Raw genomic sequence first — 24,718 nt, 5'->3', positions numbered from 1 at the left:
GCCGATGACCCTTCTTGCCGAGCGACCCCCGGACGAGGTCGACGAGTCGGAGCTCGTCGTCGGCCGTCGTATCCAGGAGTTCTCCCAGCTGGCGGGGCCGATCCGTGAACCGGATCCCGCCGACGGTCCCTACCGCGTCGCCTACCGGGGCGTCGACGCGGTGCACGGCCGTGGCCGGGTGGCCCGCTCCCTGCTCGTCGCCGGCCTGAACTTCGCCTTCGAGGCCCTGTTCTTCCTCTGGCTCCTGCACCCCAGTCACCGGCCGCCGGTGATCGGGTCCGACTTCGCGATCTACGCCAACTGGATCGTGATCGGGTCGATCGGGCTCATGGAGCTCCTGCGGCTGATCAACGTGCTGTCGCTGTCGCTGGCCTCGGTCATCGCGCGCGACCCCGTGCCCGTGCCGCCCGAGCCGGACAGACGCATCGCCTTCCTCACCACGATCGTCCCCAGCAAGGAACCGATCGACGTCGTGCGCGGGACCCTGCAGGCCGCGCTGCGCATCCAGTACGACGGCATCCTCGACGTCTGGATCCTCGACGAGGGCGACGACGACGAGGTCAAGGCCATGTGCCGCGAGCTCGGGGTCAACCACTTCACCCGCAAGGGCATCGGGAAGTACAACCAGCGCAAGGGCGCCTTCAAGGCGAAGACCAAGCACGGCAACTACAACGCCTGGGTCGCCGAGCACGGCGACTCCTACGAGGTCTTCCTCTCGGTCGACCCCGACCACGTGCCGCTGCCGAACTACGCCGAGCGCATCCTCGGGTACTTCCGCGACCCCGACGTCGCCTACGTGGTCGGCCCGCAGTGCTACGCGAACGACGAGACGTTCGTGACCCGGGCCGCGGAGTCGCAGCAGTTCCCGTTCCACTCGCTGATCCAGCGCGCGGCCAACCGCTACAACGCGGCGATGCTGGTCGGCACCAACAACGCCATCCGCATCAGCGCCCTGCAGGGCATCGGCGGCCTGTCCGACTCGATCACCGAGGACATGGCCACGGGTCTGAAGTTCCACACGCGCCGCAACCCGGCGTCGCGGCGGCGGTGGAAGTCGGTCTACACGCCCGACGTGCTCGCCGTCGGCGAGGGCCCGTCGTCCTGGGGCGACTTCTTCAGCCAGCAGATGCGCTGGTCGCGCGGCACGTTCGAGGTGCTGCTCAAGGAGATGTGGCTGCGCCTGCCGCGCCTGTCGCCGGGCCGCGCCCTGCACTACATCCTGATCACGACCTTCTACCCGTCGATGGCGATCGGGTGGGTGCTGGGGGCGGTCAACGCCTGCCTCTTCCTCGCCCTGGGCGTCCAGGGCGTGGTCGTGCCGGTGCAGCTCTGGCTGGCGCTGTACATCGACGCGACGGCGTTCCAGCTCTGGGTCTACCTGCGCAACCGCCGCTACAACGTCAGCCCCTACGAGGCCGAGGGCAGCTCCGGCGTCAAGGGCATGCTGATGTCGATCTTCGCGGCGCCGATCTTCGCGGCGTCGCTGATCGCCACGGTGCTGCGCCTGCCCGCGCGGTTCGTCGTCACGCCCAAGGGCCTGTCGTCGAGCGCGGACCACATCCTGACTTTCCGGCGCCACCTGCAGTGGGCGGCGCTGCTCATCGGCGCGATCGTCCTGGCGATCATCCAGGGCTACGCGACCCCGGCGGTGCTGCTCTGGCCCGCGGTGGCCCTCGCCTCCTGCCTCGCGCCGCCGGTCCTGTGCCTCGTCGAGCGCATCGTCGGGCGCCAGCCCGCGATCGAGTCGGCGCCGGTGCTCGCCGACGGCCGGTCCGGGGTCACCACCGAGTCGCTCGAGCGCGCCGCCCTCGACGCGCTGCTCGCGGCGGGCAGCGCGACGCGCCGCTCGCCCCGTCCGGAGACCGAGCCCGCCCCCGTCCCGGCCCACGCCGGCGCGTCCCTGGAGGGCGACCTGCCCCCGGGCTGGGTGCGGACCTCCTCGCTCGCGAACCGGCAGCGGGACGCCGCGCCCGTGCCGTCGCCGTCGCCGCGTCCCGAGCCGCGTCCCGAGCCGCGTCCCGGTCGCCGTCGCGCGCCGGAGGACGGCCGGGGCATCGACCCGGCGCCCTCCCCGGTGCCGCGCGACCGGCGCCGCTCGGCGGTCCCGGCCGCGGGTCAGCAGCCGGGCCAGCACGGCCCGTCGCCCGCACCCCGCCCGACGCCGCACCCGCAGCCGGGCGCGGCACCGCAGCCGGGTCCGCAGCAGCCGGGCCAGCCGGGCCCGCAGCAACCGGGTCAGCCGGGTCAGCGCCCCACCGGGCGCCCGCCGATGCCGACGCCGGCGGCGGTCCCGCCGCCCGCCGCACCACCCGGACCGACCCCGCCCGGATCGCGTCCCCGCCCGACGCCCACGCCGCGCCCCGGTCCCAGCCCGTTCGCCGCGCCGGGGCAGCGTCCCGGTGAGCGGCCCGGTGAGCGGCCCGGCGACCGTCCCGCGGCCGCCGAGCAGGGCGGCCGCTACGTGGCGCCCGCGGCGGAGCACCAGGGTCCGCGTCCGGACGGCCGGCACGGCCGTCCGACCCCGCCCTCGCCGTCCCCCACGCCGTCCCCCACGCCGTCGCCCACGCCGTCCCCGACGCCCCGTCCGGACGAGACGCGGACCCGTGGTCCGCGCCCCGGTCCGCGCCGCGAGCACCCGCCGCTGCTGCTGTCCACGGCGGCCGACGTCGAGGCCGACGGCGGCCGGCCGGTGATCCCGGTCTCGGCGGGGTCTAACATCAGTAACGAAACGGCAAAGCGACACGACGGACGAGACGGTGGGACCCGCACGTCCGACGCTGTCTCGGTGAACGCCCCGACGGTCGCGGTCCGTGTGGTGGCACTGGCCGCGGTGGCCGGACCCGCCCAGCACTCCGGTGCCGGGTTGCCGCCGGACATCGAAGGGCGACGAACGGAGGCGAGTTGATCGGGCAGGGACTGACCAGACGGGTCAAGCGATTCCTGCTCCTCGTCATCGTCCCCGCCGTGATGCTCGGCGTGAACGTCCCGCCCGCCTGGGCGTGGTTCTCCGAGCTCCGGCACCAGCGGCTGATCAACAGCCAGGAGTACAAGGAAAAGTTCGGCAAGTGGGACGTCCTCGAGCTGCCGGACGACCAGAAGGTCAACGCGATCCACGCCGCGGTCCTGCCGACCGGGCGGATCCTCCTCATCGCCGGATCCGGCAACAAGGAGGACATGTTCAACGCGGGGACCTTCAAGAGCCTCGTGTACGACCCGGCGACCGGGCGTAGCCGCATCGTCCCCACCCCGGACGACATGTTCTGTTCCGGGCACACGTTCCTCGCGTCGGGCAACCTGCTCGTCGCCGGCGGCACCCAGCGCTACGAGCGTCTCGACGGCGCGGTCACCCACGCCGGCGGCGGCCTGACCGTCAAGAACGAGGACCCGGACGCCGCGCCGCTGCCGCTGCCGGCAGGCACCGAGTTCCGCTCCCCCGAGGGCCTGGTCTACCGCGCCACGCACCCGTTCGTCATCGAGCCGGCCACCAAGGTCGCGACCCGCCGGGGCGCGACGGTGACCGCCAGCGAGACCACGGTGTTCGCCGAGGCCGTCGAGCCCGGCCCGGGCTACGTGTTCGAGGGCCCGCGCCAGTACGCGGTGGGCGGCGTCCCCGCGGCCGACGCGCAGAACATCTACGCGCTGGGTCAGGCGATGACCCTGAAGAAGCAGAACTACCAGGGCATCGAGCAGACCTACGAGTTCAACCCGTACACCGAGGCCTACGAGCGCGTGGGCGACATGGTGTTCAAGCGCTGGTACCCGACGCTGACGGGCCTGTCCGACGGGGGCGTCATCGCCGTGTCGGGCCTCGACGGCACCGGCGAGGTCCTCAACGGGCAGAACGAGATCTACGACCCGGCGACGCGCCTCTGGACCGAGCGCAAGGACCTCACCCAGTACTTCCCGACCTACCCCGCGCTGTTCCAGACCTCGCGCGACGACGTGCTGTTCTACTCGGGCGCGAACTCCGGCTACGGGCCGGCCGAGGCGGGCCGCGTCCCCGGGTTCTGGAACCTCAAGAACAACCTGCTGACACCGATCCCGGGCATGCGTGACCCCGACCTGCTGGAGACGGCGGGCTCGGCGTGGGCGGGCCCGGTGCAGGACCAGCGGATCGCGGTGGTCGGCGGCGGCGGTGTCGGCGAGAGCCCGCGCTCGACCGGGCGGATCGACACCATCGACCTCGACAGCCCGAACCCCACGTGGCAGCCGGGACCGATGCTGCCCGAGGGCACCCGGTACCCGAACCTCACGACGCTGCCCGACGACTCGATGCTGATCAGCAACGGGTCGCGGGACTACCGCGGCAAGGGCGACACGAACAACCACAACGCCCGCATCTACCGGCCGCAGACCAACACGCTCGACTACGCCGCCGACCCCGCGGTGGGGCGGAACTACCACTCGGCGAGCATGTTGCTGCCCGACGGGCGCGTGATGGTCGTGGGCTCGGACCCGCTGTTCAACGACGCCGCGAACACCATCCCGGGCACCTTCGAGCAGCGCATCGAGATCTACACGCCGCCGTACCTGTTCCGGGGCCCGCAGCCGCAGGTCTCGGACGCGCCGCCGCGGGCCGCGCTCGGCGACACGATCACGGTCGGCACGCCGGACGCGGCGCGCATCCAGAGCGCGCGGCTGATGGCCCCGATGGCGTCGACGCACGTCACCGACACCCATCAGCGCTCGATCGCGCTGGACATGACCAAGCAGGGCGACGGGGTGTCGGTGACGTTGCCGCGCGACCGCGCGATCGCCCCGCCGGGGCGCTACATGCTCTTCCTCCTCGACGACCGGGGCGTGCCCTCGGTCGGTCGCTGGATCGAGGTCCCGGAGCCGGGGCGCGCGGAGGCGGCGTGACGTCGGTCGCGTCCGCACCCGGTGGGCGGGCCGTCGTGCGGCCCGTCGTCGCGGCCGAGCCGCCGAGCGGCCGCCGGGCGGCGGCGGGCGGTCGCGACCCCCACACGGGCTCCACGGGGTGGCCTGGGAGCCTGACTCCGTACGGACGAGTGCCGGGGCGTGACACGGCACGGTGACAGGGCCGCCAGACACGGCTGCACGAGACGCTGCACGAGACACGGAGCAGGACGGGATCGATGAAGCAGGACACGCACCGCGGGGCCGGACGGATGACGAGGATACGGCTCGCGGCGGGCGCGCTGGCCGCGATCGCCGCGCTCGGTCTGTCGGCGTGCTCCGGCGGCTCGGGTGAGGGCGGCTCCGAGGGCGGCGGGCCGGTCCCCCCGGCGGCCTCCGAGTTCTGGGTCGACCCGGCGTCCTCGGCGGCCCGCCAGGTCGAGCAGTGGCGCGCCGAGGGACGCACCGAGGACGCGACCGCGCTCGAGAAGATCGCGCGCCAGCCCGTCGCGATCTGGCCGACCGGCGAGACCGGCGGCGTCGAGGGCGAGGTGGCCGGCGTGGTGTCGCAGGCGCGTGCGGCCGGTCGCACGCCCGTGCTGACCGCGTACAACATCCCTAACCGCGACTGCGGCCTGTACTCCAGCGGCGGCGCGGAGAACGAGGACCAGTACCGCGAGTGGCTCGACGCGTTCGCCCGGGGTATGGGCGGGACGCGCTCGGTCGTCGTCCTCGAGCCCGACGCGCTGCCCCAGACGCTGACCAACTGCGAGGGCGAGGGCGAGCAGGAGGGCCGCGAGGAGCTGCTCTCCGAGGCGGTGCGCACCCTGACCCGCGCCGGGGGCGAGGTCTACATTGACGCCGGCAACCCCGGCTTCGTCACCGACACCGGCAAGCTCGTCGACGGGCTGCGCAAGTCCGGGGTCGACCAGGCGGCGGGCTTCGCGCTCAACGTCTCGAACTTCATGAACACCCAGCAGGTGCAGGCCTACGGCGACCGCGTCTCCGACCAGCTCGGCGGTGCCCGCTACGTCATCGACACCAGCCGCAACGGCAACGGCAGCTACGACGGGCCCGAGCAGCCGTCGTGGTGCAACCCGCCGGGCCGCGCGCTCGGCACCCCGCCCACCCGCGACACCGGCTCGCCGCAGGTCGCCGCGTACCTGTGGGTCAAGGAGCCGGGCGACTCCGACGGCGAGTGCCGCGGCGCCCCGGCGGCCGGCGACTTCTGGCCGCAGTACGCCCTCGACCTCGCCAACAACACGCCCGGCGCCTGACCCCATGTGAGCGAACTTCGGGGCCATAGCCCCGAAGTTCGCTCACATGGAGGCCGACCAGTACGCGTGGACGACCGCGGCCATGTCCTCGCTCCCGTGGCCGTCGGAGGACGCGGCGGCGAGGCGGTCGCGGACCGCGGTGGCGAGCGTCGTGTCGACGCCTGCCTCGCGCAGCGCCGCGGTGATGAGGTCGGTGTCCTTGATGACACCGTCGAGCTCGAACGAGGGCGTGTAGTCGCCGTCGATCATCGCCTTGCCCTTGAGCTGCACGTAGGGCGCGTTCACCGCGCCGCCGTCCACCGCGTCGAGGAACTGCTGCGGGTCGAGCCCCAGCCCGCGGGCCAGCGCGACCGACTGCGCGATGCCGTTGACCATGACGCCGATCCAGGCGTTGATCGCGAGCTTGAGCCGGCTCGCGTCGCCGACGGTCTCGCTGACCCACTGGGTCCGCGTGCCGATCGCGTCGAACACCGGCTGCACCCGCTCGCGCAGTGACGACGGGCCGGACGCGAGCACCACGAGCTGCCCGTTCTCGGCAGGCGCCCTGGTGCCGAGCATCGGGACGTCGAGGAAGGCGACGCCGGCGTCGCGCGCCAGCGAGGCCAGCCGGTCGGTGCCCTCGATGCCCACCGTGCTCGCCTGCACCCACACCGCGCCGTCGCGGACCTGGGCGAGCACCGGCTCCATCGTCTGCGCCACCGCGTCGGTGTCGAAGAGCATGGTGATCACGACGTCGGCACCGGCGACCGCGTCGGCGGCCGTCTCGGCCACGCGGGCGCCGTCGTCGGCGAGGGGCTTCGCCTTGTCGGTGCTGCGGTTCCAGACCGTGACCTCGTGGCCCTCGCGGAGCAGGCTGCGGGCCATCCCCGCGCCCATGATCCCGGTGCCGAGGACTGCGACGGACGTCATGCCCGCCGCCTACCCCCGCGGCTCGCGGCCCATGCCGAAGAACTCCGGGTTGGGGCGCAGCGCGGTCAGGTGTGCGAGGCGGTTGGACATGGCGAAGAGCGCGGTGATCGCGCCGACGTCCCAGATCTCCTCGTCGGACAGGCCGGCGTCGCGGGCGGCCTCGAGGTCGTCCTCGGACAGCGACGCGGAGTCCAGCGCGAGGGCGAGCGCGAGGTCGACGATCGCGCGGCGGCGGGGGTCGAGCGCCGCGCCGTAGGGGTTGATGCCGACCTGGTCGGCGATCTCGGGGTCCTTGCTGCGGATGCGCAGGATCGCGCCGTGCGCGACGACGCAGTAGGTGCAGTGGTTGGCGCCGGACGTCGCGACGATGACCAGCTCGCGCTCGGCCTTCGACAGCGGCGACTCCCGCTCCATGAGCGCGTCGTGGTAGTCGAGGAACGCCCGCAGCTCCGCCGGGCGGTGCCCGAGCGCCCGGAAGATGTTGGGCACGAATCCCGAGCGCTCGGCGATCGCGCCGACGCGCTCACGCAGGTCGTCGGGGAGGTCGTCGAGCTCGACGACGGGGAAGCGGCTCACGGAGTCGGTCACGCCCGCGCACGTTAGGTCCAGCACGCCCGCGCGGCCAGCGTCCGCGTCGTCGGTGGTGCGCGTCGTGGTGGTGCGAAGGACTCCCCGGCCGCGTGGGAGGCAGCGAGGGACGCCCTCGCTGCTCCGGGCACCGAAGTCAGCCCGGCGGGCGGAACGAGATGCCGCAGCGCTGCTGGGTGACCTCCTGGATGCGGGTCACCGCGGGCTGGGCCTCGCGCTGCAGGCGTTCGAGCTCGGCGCGGTCGATGCGCGAGGGGTCGCCGCCGGTCTCGGCGAGCGACGAGAGCGCCTGCTCGGTGAGACCCTGCACGGTGCGCCACTCGGCGGCGATCTCCGGCGGCGCGGTGCGGACGAGGTCCGCGACCTGCCGCCGGGCCTCCTCCGAGGACGGGTGCACACCGGCCCCGCCGGCCCCGGGTGCGGTCTGCTCGGCCTGCACGCGCGTGATCGCGTCGCAGTAGGGCTTCACCGCGGGGTCCGGCGTGGCGGGCGCGCCCGAGCCGGCCGGCACGCTCGCGCCCGCCGGGGCCGGGGCCTCCGAGGACCCGCCGCCGCACGCCGCGACACCGAGCACGAGTCCGATGCCCGCCACCGTCCCGGCCAGGGCCCGTCCCGCTGTTCCCGCGATCACTGATCGCCCCCTCATCCCGATCCGGCCCCCGAGCTCGTCAGCATGCTGGCAGGACCCGGCGCGCGGTCCCGGACCGGGTGGTGGTCGGACGCCATCGGACTTTTCGTGGCGCGGGGCACTCCCGGCCCGCGGGCCCCGCGTGTCAGAGTGAGGGACGTGGAGGTCGCCGACGAACACCGCGCGCTGGTGCGCCAGTGGTGCGCGCGTCGCGTGCCCGAGGGGCAGCGCGACCAGGTCCGGATCTCCTACACCGAGCGGGCCGGGCGCATCACGATCTCGGCGCGCCGCGCCCCGGTGTTCCCCGAGCTCGGCACCGGCTGGACCACCGAGCCGATCGCGCAGCTGCGCCTCGTGCCCGACGAGGAGCGCTGGATCCTGCTCTGGCCGGACTCCAGCGGGCGATGGCACCGCTACCCCGACGAGACCAAGGCGAGCTCCCCCGCCCCGCTGCTCGACATCGTCGACGCCGACCCGACGGGCATTTTCTGGGGATGAGCCCACCCGATGAGTCCTGCCACCGCGGCCGACGTGGCCGCGCGCGTCCGCGACCACGACCGGGACGAGCGCCGCGTCGCCGAGCGCCCCGACCTGCGGGCCGCCGCCGTCGCCGTCGTCGTGCTCGACGACCCCGACCTCGGCCCGGGTGTGCTGCTCACCCGGCGGACGTCGCGGCTGCGCGACCACCCCGGCCAGTTCGCCCTGCCGGGCGGGACAGTCGACCCCGGCGAGGACGTCGTCACGGCCGCGCGCCGCGAGCTCGACGAGGAGCTCGGCCTGCGCCTCGGCGACGACGCCGTGCTGGGGCTGCTCGACGACTACCCGACCCGCTCCGGCTTCGTGATCACGCCCGTCGTCATGGCGACCACCGGCGCGCTCGCCGACCTCGTGCCCTCGCCGGACGAGGTGTCGGAGCTCTTCCACGTCACGTTCGCCGAGCTCGACGTCGACCCGCGCTACCTGACGATCGAGGAGTCGCCGCGGCCCGTGGTCCAGATGCCGCTCGTCGGTCACTTCATCCACGCCCCGACCGGTGCGGTGCTGCTCCAGTTCCGCGAGGTCGCCCTCCACGGCCGCTCGACCCGCGTGGACGATCTCGAGCAACCGCTCTTCGCCTGGAAGTGACGGATCAAACACGGCGCGTGGAGATCGCGGTGCTTGACCGTTAAGGGCACGTGACGCAGACCCCGTTACGGTGCGTGCCTTGCATCCATCGTGGTTACCTGGAAAGGACCCCGATACGAGGAACGTGAACACACGTGTGCGGAATCGTCGCCGCCTATGGCGTCATCGACCCCGAGAAGTGTGAGCGGATGCTCGCCCGGATCCACCACCGCGGACCGGACGACACGGGACGGGTGCAGCTGGAGAACGCGTGGCTCGGCCACCAGCGCCTGTCGATCATGGATGTCAGCGGTGGCAAGCAGCCCATCGCGGACGACACCGACTCGGCCTACGTGGTCGGCAACGGTGAGATCTACAACCACGAGGACATCCGCGACGTCCTCTCCGAGGTCCGGTTCGCCACCGACTCGGACACCGAATCGGCCTTCCGGCTCGTCCTGCGCGACGGCTCGGCCGCGCTGCACGAGGTGCGCGGCATGTTCGCGCTCGCGATGGCCCACACCGACGGGCGCGGCGCGGTCGCCCGCGACCCGATCGGCATCAAGCCGCTGTACTGGGCGCGCCTCGACGGCGTGACCATCTTCGCCAGCGAGCTGCGCGCCTTCGACGTCGAGGACCAGCCCTTCGTCGAGGCCTTCCCTCCCGGGCACGTGTGGACGCCCGGCATCGCCGGCACCGACGTCGCCGAGGGCGCGATGGTGCGCTTCGCCGACGCGGTGCCGGTCGAGGTGCGGCCCGCGCGCAACGCGCCGGACAAGCAGTGGACCGAGGAGGACCTCGGGCACATCCGCGACGTGCTCACCGACTCGATCCGGCGCCACATGATGAGCGACGTGCCCGTGGGCGTGTTCCTCTCCGGCGGGCTCGACTCCGCGATCGTCGCGGCCGTCGCCGCCAAGGTGGCCGACGAGAAGGGCGAGCGCCTGCCGACCTTCGCGGTCGGCACCGAGGGCTCGGCCGACCTGCTCGCCGCGCGCGCCGTCGCCGAGTTCCTCGGCACCGACCACCACGAGATCGTCCCGACCGCGGACGACCTCGAGGAGGCGCTGGACGAGGCCGTCACGGTGATCGAGCACTTCGACCCGGCGCTGGTGCGCTCGGCGGTGCCCAACCTGCTGCTGGCCCGCGAGGCCGTGAAGCACGTCAAGGTGGTGCTCACCGGCGAGGGTGCCGACGAGCTCTTCGCCGGCTACGAGTACGTGCACGCCGAGGAGTTCTCGACCCCGGACGCCCTGCAGGCCGAGCTCGTCCGGTCGATCGAGAGCCTGCACGAGCTCAACCTGCAGCGCTGCGATCGCACCACGATGAACTACGGCCTCGAGGCCCGCGTCCCGTTCCTCGACGCGACGGTCATGCGCGAGCTGCTCGCGCTGCCCGCGGAGTGGAAGCTGAAGATCCACGACCGCGTGGAGAAGCAGCTGCTCCGCGAGGCGTTCGACGGGATGGTGCCCTACGACATCATCTGGCGTGGCAAGGAGCAGTTCGGCGACGGCTCCGGTGCCAAGGACGTGCTCTCCGCGCTCGTCGAGAAGGAGAAGGCCAAGGAGGGCGCGCAGGACGCGGAGCCCCCGACGGTCGAGCACGGCTGGGAGCTGCGCAGCGACGAGGAGATCGCGTACTACCGCACCTGGCACCGGTCGTTCTCCGGCGTCCGGCCCGACCGCACGCTGGGCGCGTTCGCGACGGCCTGACCCACGATCCGACCGCCGTGTGGGCGCCGCTGCCCCGGCGCCCACACGGCGGCTCGCCGAGAGGTTGAGGGCGGGACGACAGGGGAAACCGCCTGCCATGAGCGACGTCCCCGGTATCGAGCTGAACAACGGCACGGTGATCCCGCAGCTGGGTTTCGGCGTGTTCCAGATCGACCCGTCGGACACGGCGGAGGCGGTCCTGACGGCCTTCGAGGCCGGCTACCGGCACATCGACACCGCGCAGATGTACGGCAACGAGGCCGAGGTCGGCGAGGCGATCGCGAAGTCGGGCCTGCAGCGCGACGAGCTGTGGATCACGACGAAGTGCAACAACTCGAACCACGGCTACGACGACGCGCGGAGCGCCCTCGACGAGAGCCTGCAGAAGCTCGGCCTCGACGCCGTCGACCTCTACCTCATCCACTGGCCGCTGCCCGGCAAGGACCTCTACGTCGAGACGTGGAAGGGCCTGGAGAAGGCGCACCAGGACGGCAAGGCGCGCACCATCGGCGTCTCGAACTTCCAGCCGCACCACCTCGACAGGCTCCTCGAGGAGACCGAGACGGTGCCGGCGATCAACCAGATCGAGCTGCACCCGCACATGCAGCAGGCGGCGCTGCGCTCGTACCACGAGCGTCACGGCATCCGCACCGAGGCGTGGAGCCCGATCGGCCAGGGCAAGGGCCTGCTCGACGCCCCGGAGCTGGGCGAGATCGCCCAGGCGCACGGCAAGAGCGCCGCCCAGGTGGTGCTGCGCTGGCACATCCAGATCGGCAACATCATCTTCCCGAAGTCGGTCACGCCCGAGCGCATCCGCGAGAACATGGACATCTTCGACTTCGAGCTGTCCCACGAGGACATGCAGAAGATCGACGGGATGGAGAAGGCGGAGCGCCTCGGGCCCGACCCGGACACGTTCGCGCGCTGATCGACGTCTCCCGGCCGGCGCACCCCGCGCGCGACCGGGATGCCCGAACGCGGCCCGGTCATCGGCGGAAGCCCCCGCCCGCCGATGACCGGGCCGCGCCACGTCCGAGGGCAGGAGGAGGTCCCGTGGGTTTCTCCGAGCACCTCCGCGCCGCCACGGCGCCGACGTGGGAGGCCGCGACCGGGCACCGGTTCGTCGCCGAGCTGTGGGCCGGCACGATCGACGACGCCGTCCTCGCCCGCTACCTCGTCCAGGACGCCCTGTTCCTCGACCGCTTCGTCGCCCTGCTCGGCGCGGCCGTCGCGTCCGCCGACCGCACCGGGCCGCGGCTGGCGATCGCCCGCCAGCTCGGGACCGTCGCGGGCGAGGAGGACGACTACTTCGGCCGCGCGCTCCACCGGCTCGGCGCCACGGCCCCGGTCGAGCCGCTCGCGCCGACCCGGGGCTTCCTCGAGATCATGGACGAGGCGCGGCGCTCGGGGTCGTACCCCGAGGTGCTCACCGTGCTGCTCGTCGCCGAGTGGCTCTACCTCGACTGGGCCGCCCGCCCGCAGCCCTCGCCCCGCGACTGGCTGCACCGCGAGTGGATCGACCTGCACCGGGGATCGGCCTTCGCCGCCTGGGTGGAGCTGCTGCGCACCGAGACCGACCGGGTCGCGCAGGACGCCGACGCCGCGACCCGCGAGCGCATGGGCGAGCTGTTCCGGCGCACCGTCGACCTCGAGCTCGCCTTCTTCGACGCCGCCTACTCCGAGGCGTCTCCCTAGGCCGCGGCCGGCAGGCGTTTGCGCAGCCGCCGCAGCTGGGCGTGGAGGAGGGGCCGCGCGCGCCGCTGGCCGCCGCGCTCGGCGATCGCCGCCACGAGCGAGGTCAGCACCCGCTCGAGGCGCCGCGCGTCGGGCGACCACCCGCGCCGCTCGCACTCCTCGAGCCACTCGACGGCGCCGCGATGGCCCCGCTCGCCGTTGCAGCGGCGGCACGCGGCCACCTCGTTCTCCAGCCACGACGGCCCGCCCTTGACCTTGGGCACGACGTGGTCGGTGGTGGCCGCGACGGCACCGGTGAGCGGGCGGGAGCACCACAGGCAGGTGTCGCCGTCGCGGTCGCGCGCGGCGTCGAGCCGCTCACGGCGTCCGGGCTGTCGCATCCTGTCCAGGATGCCACCGGATGCGGACGGTGGCCCGGCATGTGCCCGCCGGGGTGGGTGCCGACGGCGGAGTGTCCCGGCGGTGATCCACGCCTAGCGTCAGGTGCGATGACCACCAACGGCACCGTCCCCCGTCCCTCCCAGGTCGCCGGTCAGGTGACCGGCCCGATCCTGGGCGAGGCCGCCCGGCGCATGCTCCCCGTCCTCGCCGGCCGCGTGCTGGCCGCCGTGACCGACCGGGCGGTGGCGAAGGTCGACGAGCTCGCCGACCGCCTCCAGGAGCGCACCGGCGGCGAACCGCGCACCCCGGCCCCCGCCGAGGGCGAGAGCCGGGTCGGCGCGGCCTTCGCGTTCCTCGTCGAGCAGGCGCGCCTGTTCCTCGCGTTCGTCGTGCGCCTGGCGTCCCAGGCCCTGGAGATGCTGCGCCGCGCCACCGAGCGCCTGCGCGAGCGCCGCGCGCCCGAGGGCATCGACGAGGCGCCCGCGCCGGAGGAGATCAGCCCGCCGGAGGACCTCGAGGACGACGACCTCGACGACGAGTACGACGAGTACGACGCGTACGAGGACGAGGACGACGACCTCGAGGACGAGTACGAGGACGAGGGGCGCGCCACGGCCGGCGTCTGAGCCGGGTGTCATCGGGCATCGTGGAGGCGTGACCGACACGCCCGAGAACGCCGTGGCCTGGTGGCGCGAGGCCGTCATCTACCAGGTCTACATCCGCAGCTTCGCCGACGCCGACGGCGACGGGATCGGGGACATCGCCGGCATCCGCGAGAAGCTCCCCTACCTCGCCGAGCTCGGGGTCGACGCGCTGTGGATCAACCCCTGGTACCTGTCCCCGCAGGCCGACGCGGGCTACGACGTCGCCGACTACCGGATGATCGAGCCCGCGTACGGCACGGTCAGCGACGCCGAGAAGCTGATCGTCGACGCCCACGAGCACGGTCTGCGGCTGATCCCGGACATCGTCCCCAATCACACCTCCGACCGGCACGCGTGGTTCGTCGCGGCACTGGCCGACGAGCCGGGTGCGCGTGACCGGTACGTGTTCCGGCCCGGCCGCGGCCCCGACGGCGCCGAGCCGCCCACCAACTGGCGCTCGCACTTCGGCGGCCCCGCGTGGACACGGGTCGCCGACGGGCCGGGGAGGACGGCCCATTGGTACCTGCACCTGTTCGACCCCGGCCAGCCCGACCTGAACTGGGCCAACCCGGAGGTCGCGGCCGAGTTCGAGGCGGTCCTGCGCTTCTGGTTCGACCGCGGCGTCGACGGGTTCCGCATCGACGTCGCGCACGGGCTGGTCAAGGACCCGGCGCTGCCCGACCTGGCCGACGACCGCGACCTCATCGGGCACACGTACGAGCCGGGTACGCACCCGTTCGTCGACCGCGACGGCGTGCAGGACATCTACGAGGCCTGGCGGCGGGTGGCCGACGAGTACCCCGGCGACCGGATGTTCGTCGCCGAGGCCTGGACCCCCGCGCCGGAGCGCCTGGCCCGCTACGTCGCGGCCGGGCGCCTGCACACGGCGTTCAACTTCGACTACCTCGTCGCGCCCTGGGACCCGGCCGCCCTCCGCGAGACGATCGACGTCACCAGCGGGCTGCTGCGGGCCGCGGGCGCGCCGGCGACCTGGGTGCTGTCCAACCACGACGTCGTGCGCCACCCGAGCCGCTACGGCCGCCCGGCGCGCGAGCGCGAGGAGGTCCCGACCTCCGCGGTGCCGCCCAGCGCGGACGCGCCGCCGGACCTCGCCCTCGGCCTGCGCCGGGCACGGGCCGCCCTGCTGCTCGAGGCCGCGCTGCCCGGGGGCATGTACGTCTACCAGGGCGAGGAGCTGGGCCTGCCCGAGGTGGAGGACATCCCCGAGTCCGCGCTGCAGGACCCCACCTGGGAGCGGTCGGGGCACACCGTGCGGGGGCGCGACGGGTGCCGGGTGCCGCTGCCGTGGTCGGCGACCGAGGGCGCGTCGACCGGCTTCAGCCCGGATGGCGCCGACGCGCCGTGGCTGCCGCAGCCGTCGTGGTGGGCCGCGTACGCCGCCGACCGCCAGCAGGGCGACCCGGACGCCGTGCTCGAGCTCTACCGGGCCGTGCTGCACCGCCGGCGGGCCCACCCGGCGCTGGGCGACGGCGAGATGACCTGGATCTCCGCGCCCGGCGACACCCTGCTGCACCTGCGCCGGGAGCCCGGCTTCGCCTGCCTGGTCAACCTCGGCGAGGAGCCCGTCGACCTGCCCCCGCACGACGAGGTCCTGCAGACGAGCGTGCCGCTCGAGGACGGTCGGCTGGGGACCGACGCGGCGGTCTGGCTCGCGGTGGGCTGACGCCGGTCACCACTCCGGCGGGACGTCCGGCACCGCCGGGTCGGCCTCGACGACGGGGATGTCCGAGGCGGTGTCGGCGACCACCGAGCGCGCCGCGGAGTCGGTCGGGGCGCGCTCGGCGAGGGCCTCGAGCGCGCGCTCGGTGCCCACGTCGGCCCCGGCCTGCTCGGAGAGCAGCCAGCGGACCTCGAGCAGGTCGCAGTAGGCCTGCACGGCCGTGCCGACGTGGCGCACCGCGGCGTGGGCCCGGCGCATGCCCGGCGTGAGGACGTCGTGGCGCCAGCTCGCGATGGCCTGCTCCTCGGTGACCCGGCGCTGCGGGTGCTCGCGGGCGATGGCGCGCTGGTGGGCCCGCAGGTCGCCCAGCAGGATGCGCGCCTGGCCCTCGCCGACCTCCAGGCCGGTGAGCTCGCGCAGGTAGCGCGCGTGGTGGTTGCGCTCGCCGACCGCCACGCGCAGGCGCACGACCCCGCCCGCGGTGTCGTCGGTCGGCGCGAGGCTCACCTCGTCGACGACGTAGCCGAGGTCGTTGAGCTCGCGCACGGTGGCCTCGACGCGGTACCGGTCGCCGAACGCGAACTGGGCCTGCCCGTGCAGCACGCTCCACAGCGCCTCGTAGCGCTCGGGCAGCTCCATGGCCTCGGCGATCAGCTGTGGCTCGATCTCCCGCGGGCGCCCGAGGCTCGCGGCGAGGTCGGTCATCCCGGCGGCGACGTTCTCGACGAGGATCTCCAGGTCCATCTGCCGCTGGCCGTCGGAGAGCGACGGGTGCACCTCGCTGGTCTCGGCGTCGACGAGCCAGGCCTGGAAGAGCTGCCCGTCGCGGGAGAACAGGGTGTTCGCCAGCGAGCAGTCGCCCCAGTACACGCCGTGGCGGTGCAGCTCGACGAGCAGGCCGATCATGGCGTCGAACAGCCGCGCCCGCTGGGCGGGGCGGTTCGGAGGCAGCCGCGCGATGAGCCGGCGGTACTGCCACGAGCCCGTGAGGTAGCGGGTCAGCAGGATCGAGCAGTCGTGGTCGGGCTGGGTGACGAGCCCGGCCGGGCGCACCGCGGGCAGCCCGGCCGACTCGAGGTGGCGCAGGTTGTCGAACTCCTTGCCCGCGATCCGCGGCGGCAGCTCCTTGAGCGCCCACAGCGTCCCGTCGACCTCGACGAACCGCACGAGGTGGCGGCTCGGACCGACGGGCAGCTCGCGCAGCGGCACGGTCGCCGGGTCCCAGGCGCCGAGCGGCCGGTCCCAGGGCAGGGCGAGCAGGCCGGGGGAGGGCACGCGCAGGCGCAGGTCCGGTGCGGTCATCGTGGTGCTCCCGGGGGTGCGGTCGTGCCGCGCAGCACGAGCCGGGTGGGCAGGAGCTCCGCGGGCGGCACCCGCTCCCGCAGCTCCCCGCGCAGGGCGGCCGCCACGAGCTCGCCGGCACGGCGGCCCTGCTCGCGCACGGGCTGGGCGACGGTGGTGAGGTCGGTGAGCGCGGCCAGGGGGTGGTCGTCGACGCCGATCACGGAGAGATCCTCGGGCACGCGCAGCCCGGCGCGGCGCAGGGTGCGCATCGCGCCGAGCGCGGTCTCGTCGTCGTGGGCGAAGACGGCGGTCGGCGGCGTGCGCAGCCCGAGCAGGCGCGCCATCCCGTCGGCGCCGCCCTCGCCGCCCCACGGCACGGTGACCTGCAGCTCGTCGGCGGGCTCCATCCCGGCGTCGACGAGCGCGGCGCGCCACGCCGACGTCCGCCCGTCCGGGTCCGGCGCGAGCCGCCCGTCGTCCTCCACCGCGATCATCCCGATCCGCCGGTGCCCCAGGTGGATCAGGTGGTCCACCGCCTGCCGGCCGGCGGCGTGGTCGTCGATCCCGACCGAGGGGTAGGACGCGACCCGCCCCCCGGCGACCACGACGTCGACGCCCAGCGACGCGAGCCGGGCGTGCTCGGCCTCGTCGACGGTGAAGGCCAGCACCACGACGGCGTCCACCTTGCGTCGCGCCGGCAGGCGGTCGAAGAACGCGGCGCGCTCCTCGGGGCCGCCGACGCGGAACAGCACGAGGTCGAGGTCGGCGGCGCGCAGGGCGGCCTCGAGGCCCTCGATGAGCTCGCCGAAGAACCACCGCGACGGGTGGGGCACGAGCAGCGCGACGCGCCCGGTCGGCCCGCCGGCGAGCCGCGTCGCCTCCGGGGACGCGACGTAGTCGAGCTCCTCGGCCGCCTCGCGGACCCGGGCGCGCGTGGCCGCGGCGACGTGCGGGTGGTCGCCGAGGGCCCGCGACGCGGTGGCGAGGGAGACGCCGGCGCGTCGCGCGACGTCGTCGAGGGTGACCCGGGACGCGGGCGCGGCCCGACGCCCACTCTGCGTGTCCCCGGTCACAGCGGAACTATGACACCGCTCCGCAAGCGCTTCCAACGCCCGACTGGCGGGCTGCTCCGGAGGACGCACACATTGCCTCCCGGCGTCCCAGCGCGGTCGATCCGTCGCTCTTCGTGCTTGACTTGTGAGACCTCCATCACCACGCTCACGCCGCAAGCGCTTCCATTCACCTGTGGGTGTCCGAAAGGAGAGCGATGCGCCACCACCGTCGGCGGCTCACCGCGGCGGCCCTCGCGGTCGCGGTGATCGCGGCACTGGCCGCTGCGTGCAGTTCGGCGCCGCCCGGCCCGCCGGTGCTCACCTGGTACATCAACCCGGACGACGGCGGCCAGGCGGAGATCGCCGCCCGCTGCACCGCCGCCGCGGGCGGCCGGTACACCATCGCGACCTCGACGCTGCCGCGCCAGGCCTCCGAGCAGCGCCAGCAGCTCGTGCGGCGCCTCGCGGCGAACGACTCGTCGATCGACATCATGAGCATCGACCCGCCCTACGTGCCCGAGTTCGCGCAGGCGGGCTTCCTGGCCCCCATGCCGCCGGCCGTGGAGGCAGCGGCGCGGGAGGACCGGGTCCCCAGCTCGATCGAGGCCTCGACCTGGCAGGGCCGCCTCGTGGTCGTCCCGTTCTGGGCCAACACCCAGCTGCTCTGGTACCGCAAGTCCGCGGTCGCGGCGATGGGGCTGGACATGAACCAGCCCGTGACCTGGGACCAGATCATCCGGGCCGCCGCGCAGAACCGCACCCAGATCGCCGCGCAGGGCGTGCGGGGCGAGTCGCTCACGGTGTGGGTCAACGCGCTGGTCGAGTCGGCCGGCGGCTCGATCATCACCAATGTCGGCGAGGAGAACCCGGCGCTCGTCCAGCTCGGGCTCGACGCACCGCCCGGCATCGAGGCGGCCCGCGTCCTGCAGACCTACGGCCAGGCCGGGGTCGCCCCGCCCGGCTTCCCGACCGCCGACGAGGACACCAACGCCGAGTCGTTCCAGTCGGGCTCCGCCGCGTTCATGGTCAACTACCCGTTCATCTGGGGGAAGGCCAAGTCCGCGGTCGAGGAGGGCACGCTCCCGCAGTCGGTGCCCGACGACTACGGGTGGGCGCCCTACCCGCGCGTCACGCCGGACCGGCCCAGCGCTCCGCCGCTCGGTGGCATCAACCTCGGCGTGGGTGCCTTCAGCAACCACCCGGACCTCGCCTACGAGGCCACGACCTGCATCTCGAACCCCGAGAACTCGGCGTACTACTTCGTGTCGAACGGCAACCCGTCCTCGCGGATCTCGGTGTTCTCCGACCCGGAGGTGCTGGCGGAGTTCCCGATGGCGCCGACCATCCGTGACTCGCTGAACCAGGCCGCGCCCCGGCCGCAGACCGCGTACTACGCGGAGGTCTCCGGCGGCATCCAGCGCACCTTCCACCCGCCGGACGCGGTCGTGCCCGGCGCCACCAACGAGGCCGCCACGGCCCTCATCACCGCGGTGCTGAGGAAGGAGGCACTTCTCTGATGAGTGCCACTCTCGATCGACCGACCAGTGCGATCGACCCCACCCGCGGCGCCCGTCTGAACGAGAAGGTGCGGGCCGAGCGGCGGCTCGGGTGGTACCTGGCCGGCCCCGCGTTCGCGGTGATGTTGCTGGTCACGGCCTACCCGATCATCCAGGCGGTCTACGACTCGCTGTTCGACTACCGCCTCACCGACCCCGAGAACTCCTCGTTCGTCGGGCTGGGCAACTACGGCGTGATCCTCACCGACCCGGTGTGGTGGACCTCGTTCGGCGTCACCGTCTTCATCACCGTGGTCACGGTGGCGGTCGAGCTGGTCCTCGGCTTCGCGCTCGCACTGGTCATGCTCAACGCCCTGCGGGGTCTGCGGCCGGTGCTGCGCACGGTCATCCTCATCCCGTACGCGGTGATCACCGTGGTCTCCGCCTTCGCCTGGCAGTTCGCGTTCAGCGTCGAGTCCGGCTTCGTGAACTCCTGGTTCTCGTGGATCCCGGGCGTCACCGCGGAGACCGACTGGTTCGGCACGCAGGGCGCGTCGCTGTTCGTCATCTGCCTGGCCGAGATCTGGAAGACCACGCCGTTCATCTCGCTGCTGCTGCTCGCGGGCCTCGCCCAGGTGCCCGACGTGCTCCAGGAGGCGGCGAAGGTCGACGGCGCGACGTGGTGGCAGCGCCTGCGCCGGGTGACGCTGCCGAACATGAAGGCCGCGATCATGGTCGCCGTCCTCTTCCGCACCCTGGACGCGTTCCGCGTCTTCGACTCGGTGTTCGTCATGACGGCCGGGGCGAACGGCACCGAGACGGTGTCGTTCCTGGCCTACCGCCAGACGATCGAACGTGTCGAGATCGGGCTCGGCTCGGCGGTGTCGGTGCTGTTGTTCCTGTCGGTGGTGCTGATCAGTGCCCTGTTCATCAAGGGCTTCAAGGTCGACCTGTCCCAGGCGCGAGGGGAGTAGCCGGTGTCCACCCGCGAAAAGGTCGGCTGGGGTATCGGTGGCCTGATCATCATCATCTACTGCCTCTTCCCGGTGGCGTGGATCATCTCGCTGTCGTTCAAGTCCTCGGACGACATCTCGAACGGGCAGTTCCTGCCCACCGTGTTCTCCGGGGCGAACTACGAGCAGATCCTCGTCGGCGACGCGGCGGGGCTCTTCCTGCCGGCGCTGGTGAACTCGTTCGGCATCTGCCTCATCGCGACGTTCATCTCGTGCCTGCTCTCGATGTTCGCCGCGTACGCGATCGCCCGCCTGGACTTCCCGGGCAAGAAGCTCATCCTGAGCACCGCGCTGGCGGTGGCGATCTTCCCGGTGATCTCGATCGTCACGCCGCTGTTCAACCTCTGGCGGCAGATCGGGCTCTACAACACCTGGCCCGGCCTGATCATCCCGTATCTGTCGCTGACGCTGCCCATCTCGATCTGGACCCTGTCGGCCTTCTTCCGCGAGATCCCGTGGGAGATGGAGCAGGCGGCCCAGGTCGACGGGGCGACGCCGTGGCAGGCCTTCCGCAAGGTGATCGTGCCGCTGGCGGCGCCCGGCGTGTTCACCACCGCGATCATCGCGTTCTTCCTCGCCTGGAACGACTTCGTCTACGGCATCTCGCTGACATCGACCGAAGCGGCCCGCCCGGTGCCCGCGGCGCTCGGTCTGTTCTCGGGCGCCTCGCAGTTCGAGTCACCGAACGGCCCGATCGCGGCCGCCGCGGTGATCGTCACGATCCCGGTCGTGCTCCTCGTCCTGCTCTTCCAGCGGCGCATCGTCGCCGGTCTCACCAACGGCGCCGTGAAGGGATAACCAATGGCCTCGATCGAGATGAGCCACATCGTCAAGCAGTACGGCGACGGCTACCCCGCCGTGAACGACGTGAGCCTCGACATCGCCGACGGGGAGTTCATGATCCTGGTCGGGCCGTCGGGGTGCGGGAAGTCGACCCTGCTGCGCATGATCGTCGGCCTCGAGGACATCACCTCGGGCGACATGGTCATCGCCGGCGACCGGGTCAACGACAAGGCCCCGCGCGACCGCAACCTGTCGATGGTGTTCCAGAACTACGCGCTCTACCCGCACCTGAGCGTGTACGAGAACATCGCGTTCCCGCTGCGCCTGGCGAAGGTGCCCGACAGCGAGGTCCGCAAGCGCGTCGAGGAGGCCGCCTCGGTCCTCGAGCTCCAGGAGCACCTCGAGCGCAAGCCCGCCAACCTCTCGGGCGGGCAGCGCCAGCGCGTCGCCATGGGCCGGGCGATCGTGCGCGCCGCGGACGCGTTCCTCTTCGACGAGCCGCTGTCCAACCTGGACGCCAAGCTGCGCGGCCAGATGCGCACCGAGATCGCGCGCCTGCAGCGGCGGCTCGGCATCACCACGGTCTACGTCACCCACGACCAGACCGAGGCCATGACCCTCGGCGACCGCGTCTGCGTGCTGCGCAAGGGCGTGATCCAGCAGGTCGCCTCGCCGCGCGAGCTCTACGAGCAGCCGGTCAACCTGTTCGTCGCGGGGTTCATCGGCTCGCCGCCCATGAACTTCCTGCCCGCGAGCGTCGAGGGCACCAGCCTCTCGACGCCCTTCGGCAAGGTCGAGCTGGGCGAGGAGCGCGCCGAGAAGGTCAAGGGCTACGACCTGCTGCTGGTCGGCATCCGTCCCGAGTACTTCGAGGACGCGAGCCTGGTCGACGAGGCCAAGAAGCCGTACGGGTCGACGTTCACCGCGCGGGTCGACGTCACCGAGTGGCTCGGCGACGCCCAGTACGCCTACATCCCGTACGAGGCGCCCGCCGAGATCGCCGAGCAGCTCAAGCAGCTCTCGCGCGAGCTCGACTCCGACCAGCTGCGCACGCAGGCGGTGGTGTCGATCGACTCCACGAGCCGCATCCGCGAGGGTCACGAGGCCGAGTTCTGGCTCGACACCCGCAAGGTGCACGTGTTCGACCCCAAGACCGGCGAGAACCTCACCCGCGACGCCGAGGCCGGCCGCAAGCTGACCGAGATGGCCGCGGAGGACCGCATCGAGCAGGTCGAGCGGGCGAAGGTCTGACGCGCTCCCCGGGGTGTCCCGGCGACACCCCAGGGAGGTCGCTGCTCAGAGCCGGTGCCAGGCCTGGGCGAGCGACGACGCGATCGGGGTGACGACGCGGCGGTCGTTCCAGTAGTAGGGGTGCGCGAGCGGGGTCCAGCCGAGCCACCAGGGGCCGACGCGGACGCGCCGGTCCTCGTGGACCGCGTCCGCCCAGGCGTCGCTGAGGGGGCGCAGGGGCGAGGCGATGACGTCGTCGGGGTCGTAGACGTTGACCCACTCCCCGCGCTGGCGCGGGTGCCGGTCGGCGAATCCGGGGTGGGGCACGGTCAGCGGCTTGCCGAAGTCGGGGTGGCGCTGCGCCCACAGCGCCAGCGGGCTGCCGAGCGTGTAGTACCACCCGAACGTCTCGCCGCGCTCGATCGGCGTGTCACCCAGGGCCCGGGCGGCGGGCGGGGCCAGGGGAGCACCGCCCTGCAGGTCGTAGAGGAAGTCGCTGGAGACGACGCTGCCCAGGCTGTGCCCGAGCACGGCGAGCGGCGCGTCGCCGCCGGCCTCCACCGCGAGCTCGTGCAGCGTGCGCGCGAGCACGCCCTGGACCTCCTGGTAGTGCCCCGTGCCGTCGGCGCCCGACTGGTAGGCCACGGCGTCGCCGAGGTAGTGGACGATCAGCCAGCGCAGCGTGGGGAAGTGCGCGTCGCCGAGGCCGGGCAGCCAGCGCAGGCCGGCCGTGGAGGCCGCGGCGAGCAGGGCGGGCGTGGAGCCCTGGCTGGCCCGGGCGGCGAGGCCGTCGAGGATCTCGACCAGCCAGCGCGCGCCGCGTCCGGTGATCCGGTCGCTGAGCTCCTCCTGCCCGCGCTCGAACACCGGCGCCCAGAAGGCGGGCTTGATCACCAGGGCGTCCTCACCGGGCACCCCGGCGATGCGGGTGAACTCCTCGCGCAGCAGCGTCATGGCGCGGGCGGCGTACTGGTCGCCCGCGCTCTCGACGCCGTGCACGAGCATGACGGCGAGCTTGCGGTCGCTCACTTCGCCTCGACGAGCTCGTCGTAGGGCGTCCGCAGGCCGTCGCGCACCAGCCGGACGAGCTCGTGGCGGTTCCGGACGAAGATCACGAGCGCGGCGACGATGTAGACGCCGGAGAGGATCAGCAGCTCGGCCTCCTGCAGGGCGGGCGGCAGCACGGCGGCCAGGACGAACTGGCCGACGAACAGCAGCAACAGGCTCAGTGCCCCGATCACGTTGATCGAGAGCGTGACGAGCAGCGCGACCGCGAACAGCGACTGCGCGGCCGTGATCAGGAGCTCCTCGCGCTGGATGGCGTCCACCGGCAGGCCGTTGAGCGAGCCCGCGGACAGCGCGAACACGATCGGGAGCGTCCCGACGAGCAGCGACCACTGGTTGACCTTCGACGAGACGAGGGTGGCGAGCGCGTCAGTGGTCTTCAGCCGCCAGGCGTAGAGGCCGGCGACGAGCAGCTCGGGGGCTTCGGAGGCGAGCGGGGCCAGCCACTGCACGAGGAAGAACTGGCTGATGCCGAGCTCGGTGCCGGTCTCGACCAGCGACTCGGCGAACGGCTCGGCGCAGAGCACGATGATCACGGCGGCGACGACGAAGAGCCCGATGTAGCCGGTGCGGCGCTTCGGGGCGTCCATCCGCCCGACCCAGGCCGAGGGGCCGATGAGGTCGGGGTCCTCGGCCGGGGCCTTGGCGACCCGGATGCTGTAGGCCACGAAGATCCCGACGAGGACGACGGTGTCCACGAGCGTGATGCTGACCCGCAGCGGGAGCGTCAACGAGTAGAGCGTGGCGATGAGCAGGAAGACCAGCGGCACGGAGTCGGTGCGCTGCAGGGTCACGCGCGTCGGGCGGCCCGGCTGGTGCGAGGTCCCGGCCCCGCCCTCCCGGCCCGCGTCGGCGCCCCCGCGGCGCAGCCGGATCGCGGCGAGCAGCACGACCAGCGCCCACCCGACGCCGACGAGGATCCGGTTGGCGCCGGTCATGTTGGCCAGCGCGAGACCGCACGGCGACTGTTCGGTGGAGCCCGGTGGCAGACACGTCGGCCCGTACTGGGCGTAGGCGTTGCCGCCCTGGATCGTGAAGACGAAGTCGACGGCGTACTCGGGGAGCACCGCGACGAGCGCGAGCAGCGCGATCGCGAGCCCGGCGGAGATGTCGACCTGGGCGGCCTCGGCGGCCCAGGAGAGCAGGAACGCCGCGCCGACGATCGCGAGCCCGAAGAGCAGCGCGTCGAGCGGTGGCGAGATGTGCAGGCCGCCGACGCGCAGCACGAGACCCGGCACCGCGACGGCCACGGCCAGCGCGACCACGAGGGGGGAACGGTCGCCGCGCCGGGTCGTGCCAGCGCTGGAGGTCGCCATGCC

The 24,718-nt window shown here is 73.0% G+C and carries 22 protein-coding genes; 14 read left to right on the top strand and 8 right to left on the bottom strand.

Annotation, left to right across the window (positions count from 1 at the left end):
* Positions 1–4: 4 nt before the first annotated feature.
* The 3 genes from PHK61_RS13355 to PHK61_RS13345 all read left to right on the top strand — a co-directional run bounded on the left by PHK61_RS13355 (position 5) and on the right by PHK61_RS13345 (position 6,134).
* Positions 5–2,905: a glycosyltransferase family 2 protein gene (locus PHK61_RS13355; RefSeq protein ID WP_274281473.1), complete on the top strand. Its 2,901-nt coding sequence runs from the start codon at positions 5–7 to the stop codon at positions 2,903–2,905.
* Positions 2,902–4,860, top strand: coding sequence for a radical copper oxidase GlxA (gene glxA, locus PHK61_RS13350; protein ID WP_274281472.1), 1,959 nt, complete (start codon positions 2,902–2,904; stop codon positions 4,858–4,860). Before PHK61_RS13355 ends, glxA begins: the two co-directional genes overlap by 4 nt.
* 236 nt (positions 4,861–5,096) lie before the next feature.
* Positions 5,097–6,134, top strand: a complete 1,038-nt coding sequence (locus PHK61_RS13345; protein WP_274281471.1) for a glycoside hydrolase family 6 protein — start codon at positions 5,097–5,099, stop codon at positions 6,132–6,134.
* A 42-nt stretch (positions 6,135–6,176) separates the two neighbouring features.
* Here PHK61_RS13345 and PHK61_RS13340 read toward each other — a convergent pair whose 3' ends face one another.
* From PHK61_RS13340 to PHK61_RS13330, 3 genes are all read right to left on the bottom strand, one after another.
* The gene (locus tag PHK61_RS13340) at positions 6,177–7,043 is read right to left on the bottom strand and encodes an NAD(P)-dependent oxidoreductase (protein ID WP_274281470.1); all 867 of its coding nucleotides are present in this window, start codon (positions 7,041–7,043) and stop codon (positions 6,177–6,179) included.
* A 9-nt stretch (positions 7,044–7,052) separates the two neighbouring features.
* Positions 7,053–7,631 carry a peroxidase-related enzyme gene (locus tag PHK61_RS13335; protein WP_274281469.1) on the bottom strand — a complete coding sequence of 193 codons (579 nt, stop codon included), beginning with the start codon at positions 7,629–7,631 and terminating at the stop codon, positions 7,053–7,055.
* A 136-nt stretch (positions 7,632–7,767) separates the two neighbouring features.
* A complete protein-coding gene (locus PHK61_RS13330) occupies positions 7,768–8,262 on the bottom strand; it encodes a hypothetical protein (protein WP_274281468.1) in 495 nt (164 codons plus the stop codon).
* A gap of 156 nt (positions 8,263–8,418) precedes the next feature.
* On the opposite strand from PHK61_RS13330, the gene PHK61_RS13325 reads away from it, so the two are divergent.
* From PHK61_RS13325 to PHK61_RS13305, 5 genes are all read left to right on the top strand, one after another.
* On the top strand, positions 8,419–8,757 hold the full coding sequence (locus PHK61_RS13325) for a DUF3024 domain-containing protein (protein WP_274281467.1): 339 nt from the start codon (positions 8,419–8,421) through the stop codon (positions 8,755–8,757).
* Positions 8,758–8,766: 9 nt separating this feature from the next.
* A complete protein-coding gene (locus PHK61_RS13320; RefSeq protein ID WP_274281466.1) occupies positions 8,767–9,384 on the top strand; it encodes an NUDIX hydrolase in 618 nt (205 codons plus the stop codon).
* A gap of 134 nt (positions 9,385–9,518) precedes the next feature.
* The gene (gene asnB, locus PHK61_RS13315; protein WP_274281465.1) at positions 9,519–11,075 is read left to right on the top strand and encodes an asparagine synthase (glutamine-hydrolyzing); all 1,557 of its coding nucleotides are present in this window, start codon (positions 9,519–9,521) and stop codon (positions 11,073–11,075) included.
* 97 nt (positions 11,076–11,172) lie between these two features.
* Positions 11,173–12,003, top strand: a complete 831-nt coding sequence (locus PHK61_RS13310; RefSeq protein WP_274281464.1) for an aldo/keto reductase — start codon at positions 11,173–11,175, stop codon at positions 12,001–12,003.
* A gap of 125 nt (positions 12,004–12,128) precedes the next feature.
* Positions 12,129–12,770: a TenA family protein gene (locus PHK61_RS13305; protein ID WP_274281463.1), complete on the top strand. Its 642-nt coding sequence runs from the start codon at positions 12,129–12,131 to the stop codon at positions 12,768–12,770.
* On the opposite strand, the gene PHK61_RS13300 is transcribed toward PHK61_RS13305, so the two are convergent.
* Positions 12,767–13,150 (bottom strand): HNH endonuclease, encoded by a 384-nt coding sequence (locus PHK61_RS13300; RefSeq protein ID WP_274281462.1) that lies wholly within the window; start codon positions 13,148–13,150, stop codon positions 12,767–12,769. The two genes, PHK61_RS13305 and PHK61_RS13300, sit on opposite strands and share 4 nt — an antisense overlap.
* Before the next feature lie 108 nt (positions 13,151–13,258).
* Here PHK61_RS13300 and PHK61_RS13295 point away from each other — a divergent pair, with 108 nt between their 5' ends.
* Positions 13,259–13,777, top strand: coding sequence for a hypothetical protein (locus tag PHK61_RS13295; RefSeq protein WP_274281461.1), 519 nt, complete (start codon positions 13,259–13,261; stop codon positions 13,775–13,777).
* 28 nt (positions 13,778–13,805) lie between these two features.
* Positions 13,806–15,479, top strand: a complete 1,674-nt coding sequence (locus PHK61_RS13290) for a glycoside hydrolase family 13 protein (RefSeq protein ID WP_274281460.1) — start codon at positions 13,806–13,808, stop codon at positions 15,477–15,479.
* Positions 15,480–15,485: 6 nt separating this feature from the next.
* Here the strand turns inward: PHK61_RS13290 and PHK61_RS13285 are convergent, their stop codons facing one another.
* Positions 15,486–16,778, bottom strand: coding sequence for a DUF4032 domain-containing protein (locus PHK61_RS13285; protein ID WP_274281459.1), 1,293 nt, complete (start codon positions 16,776–16,778; stop codon positions 15,486–15,488).
* Complete coding sequence (locus tag PHK61_RS13280) at positions 16,775–17,833, bottom strand: LacI family DNA-binding transcriptional regulator (protein WP_274281458.1); 1,059 nt, start codon at positions 17,831–17,833, stop codon at positions 16,775–16,777. Before PHK61_RS13280 ends, PHK61_RS13285 begins: the two co-directional genes overlap by 4 nt.
* A gap of 194 nt (positions 17,834–18,027) precedes the next feature.
* Here PHK61_RS13280 and PHK61_RS13275 point away from each other — a divergent pair, with 194 nt between their 5' ends.
* From PHK61_RS13275 to PHK61_RS13260, 4 genes are read left to right on the top strand one after another with little or no spacing between them, the layout of a single operon-like run.
* Entirely contained in the window at positions 18,028–19,329 is a 1,302-nt protein-coding gene (locus PHK61_RS13275) for an extracellular solute-binding protein (protein WP_274281457.1), read from the top strand.
* Complete coding sequence (locus PHK61_RS13270) at positions 19,329–20,282, top strand: carbohydrate ABC transporter permease (RefSeq protein ID WP_274281456.1); 954 nt, start codon at positions 19,329–19,331, stop codon at positions 20,280–20,282. The genes PHK61_RS13275 and PHK61_RS13270 overlap by 1 nt, the downstream gene beginning before the upstream one ends.
* Positions 20,283–20,285: 3 nt before the next feature.
* Entirely contained in the window at positions 20,286–21,119 is an 834-nt protein-coding gene (locus PHK61_RS13265) for a carbohydrate ABC transporter permease (RefSeq protein WP_274281455.1), read from the top strand.
* A 3-nt stretch (positions 21,120–21,122) separates the two neighbouring features.
* Complete coding sequence (locus tag PHK61_RS13260; protein WP_274281454.1) at positions 21,123–22,355, top strand: ABC transporter ATP-binding protein; 1,233 nt, start codon at positions 21,123–21,125, stop codon at positions 22,353–22,355.
* A 45-nt stretch (positions 22,356–22,400) separates the two neighbouring features.
* On the opposite strand, the gene PHK61_RS13255 is transcribed toward PHK61_RS13260, so the two are convergent.
* Positions 22,401–23,363, bottom strand: coding sequence for a hypothetical protein (locus PHK61_RS13255; RefSeq protein ID WP_274281453.1), 963 nt, complete (start codon positions 23,361–23,363; stop codon positions 22,401–22,403).
* The gene (locus tag PHK61_RS13250; RefSeq protein ID WP_274281452.1) at positions 23,360–24,715 is read right to left on the bottom strand and encodes a sodium:proton exchanger; all 1,356 of its coding nucleotides are present in this window, start codon (positions 24,713–24,715) and stop codon (positions 23,360–23,362) included. Before PHK61_RS13250 ends, PHK61_RS13255 begins: the two co-directional genes overlap by 4 nt.
* Between the last annotated feature and the right edge of the window lie 3 nt (positions 24,716–24,718).

Origin of the sequence: Actinomycetospora lutea, assembly GCF_028737205.1 — a bacterium.
In the GTDB taxonomy this organism is placed as follows: domain Bacteria; phylum Actinomycetota; class Actinomycetes; order Mycobacteriales; family Pseudonocardiaceae; genus Actinomycetospora; species Actinomycetospora lutea.
This window is presented reverse-complemented; position numbering and strand designations above follow the sequence as displayed.

Excerpts from the sequence above, each read along its gene's own strand:
- PHK61_RS13355 (WP_274281473.1), top strand. The coding sequence starts at position 5 with ATGACCCTTCTTGCCGAGCGACCCCCGGACGAGGTCGACGAGTCGGAG.
- PHK61_RS13340 (WP_274281470.1), bottom strand. The coding sequence starts at position 7,043 with ATGACGTCCGTCGCAGTCCTCGGCACCGGGATCATGGGCGCGGGGATG.
- PHK61_RS13300 (WP_274281462.1), bottom strand. The coding sequence starts at position 13,150 with ATGCGACAGCCCGGACGCCGTGAGCGGCTCGACGCCGCGCGCGACCGC.
- PHK61_RS13285 (WP_274281459.1), bottom strand. The coding sequence starts at position 16,778 with ATGACCGCACCGGACCTGCGCCTGCGCGTGCCCTCCCCCGGCCTGCTC.
- PHK61_RS13295 (WP_274281461.1), top strand. The coding sequence starts at position 13,259 with ATGACCACCAACGGCACCGTCCCCCGTCCCTCCCAGGTCGCCGGTCAG.
- PHK61_RS13275 (WP_274281457.1), top strand. The coding sequence starts at position 18,028 with ATGCGCCACCACCGTCGGCGGCTCACCGCGGCGGCCCTCGCGGTCGCG.
- PHK61_RS13345 (WP_274281471.1), top strand. The coding sequence starts at position 5,097 with ATGAAGCAGGACACGCACCGCGGGGCCGGACGGATGACGAGGATACGG.
- PHK61_RS13260 (WP_274281454.1), top strand. The coding sequence starts at position 21,123 with ATGGCCTCGATCGAGATGAGCCACATCGTCAAGCAGTACGGCGACGGC.
- PHK61_RS13320 (WP_274281466.1), top strand. The coding sequence starts at position 8,767 with ATGAGTCCTGCCACCGCGGCCGACGTGGCCGCGCGCGTCCGCGACCAC.
- PHK61_RS13250 (WP_274281452.1), bottom strand. The coding sequence starts at position 24,715 with ATGGCGACCTCCAGCGCTGGCACGACCCGGCGCGGCGACCGTTCCCCC.
- PHK61_RS13310 (WP_274281464.1), top strand. The coding sequence starts at position 11,173 with ATGAGCGACGTCCCCGGTATCGAGCTGAACAACGGCACGGTGATCCCG.
- PHK61_RS13270 (WP_274281456.1), top strand. The coding sequence starts at position 19,329 with ATGAGTGCCACTCTCGATCGACCGACCAGTGCGATCGACCCCACCCGC.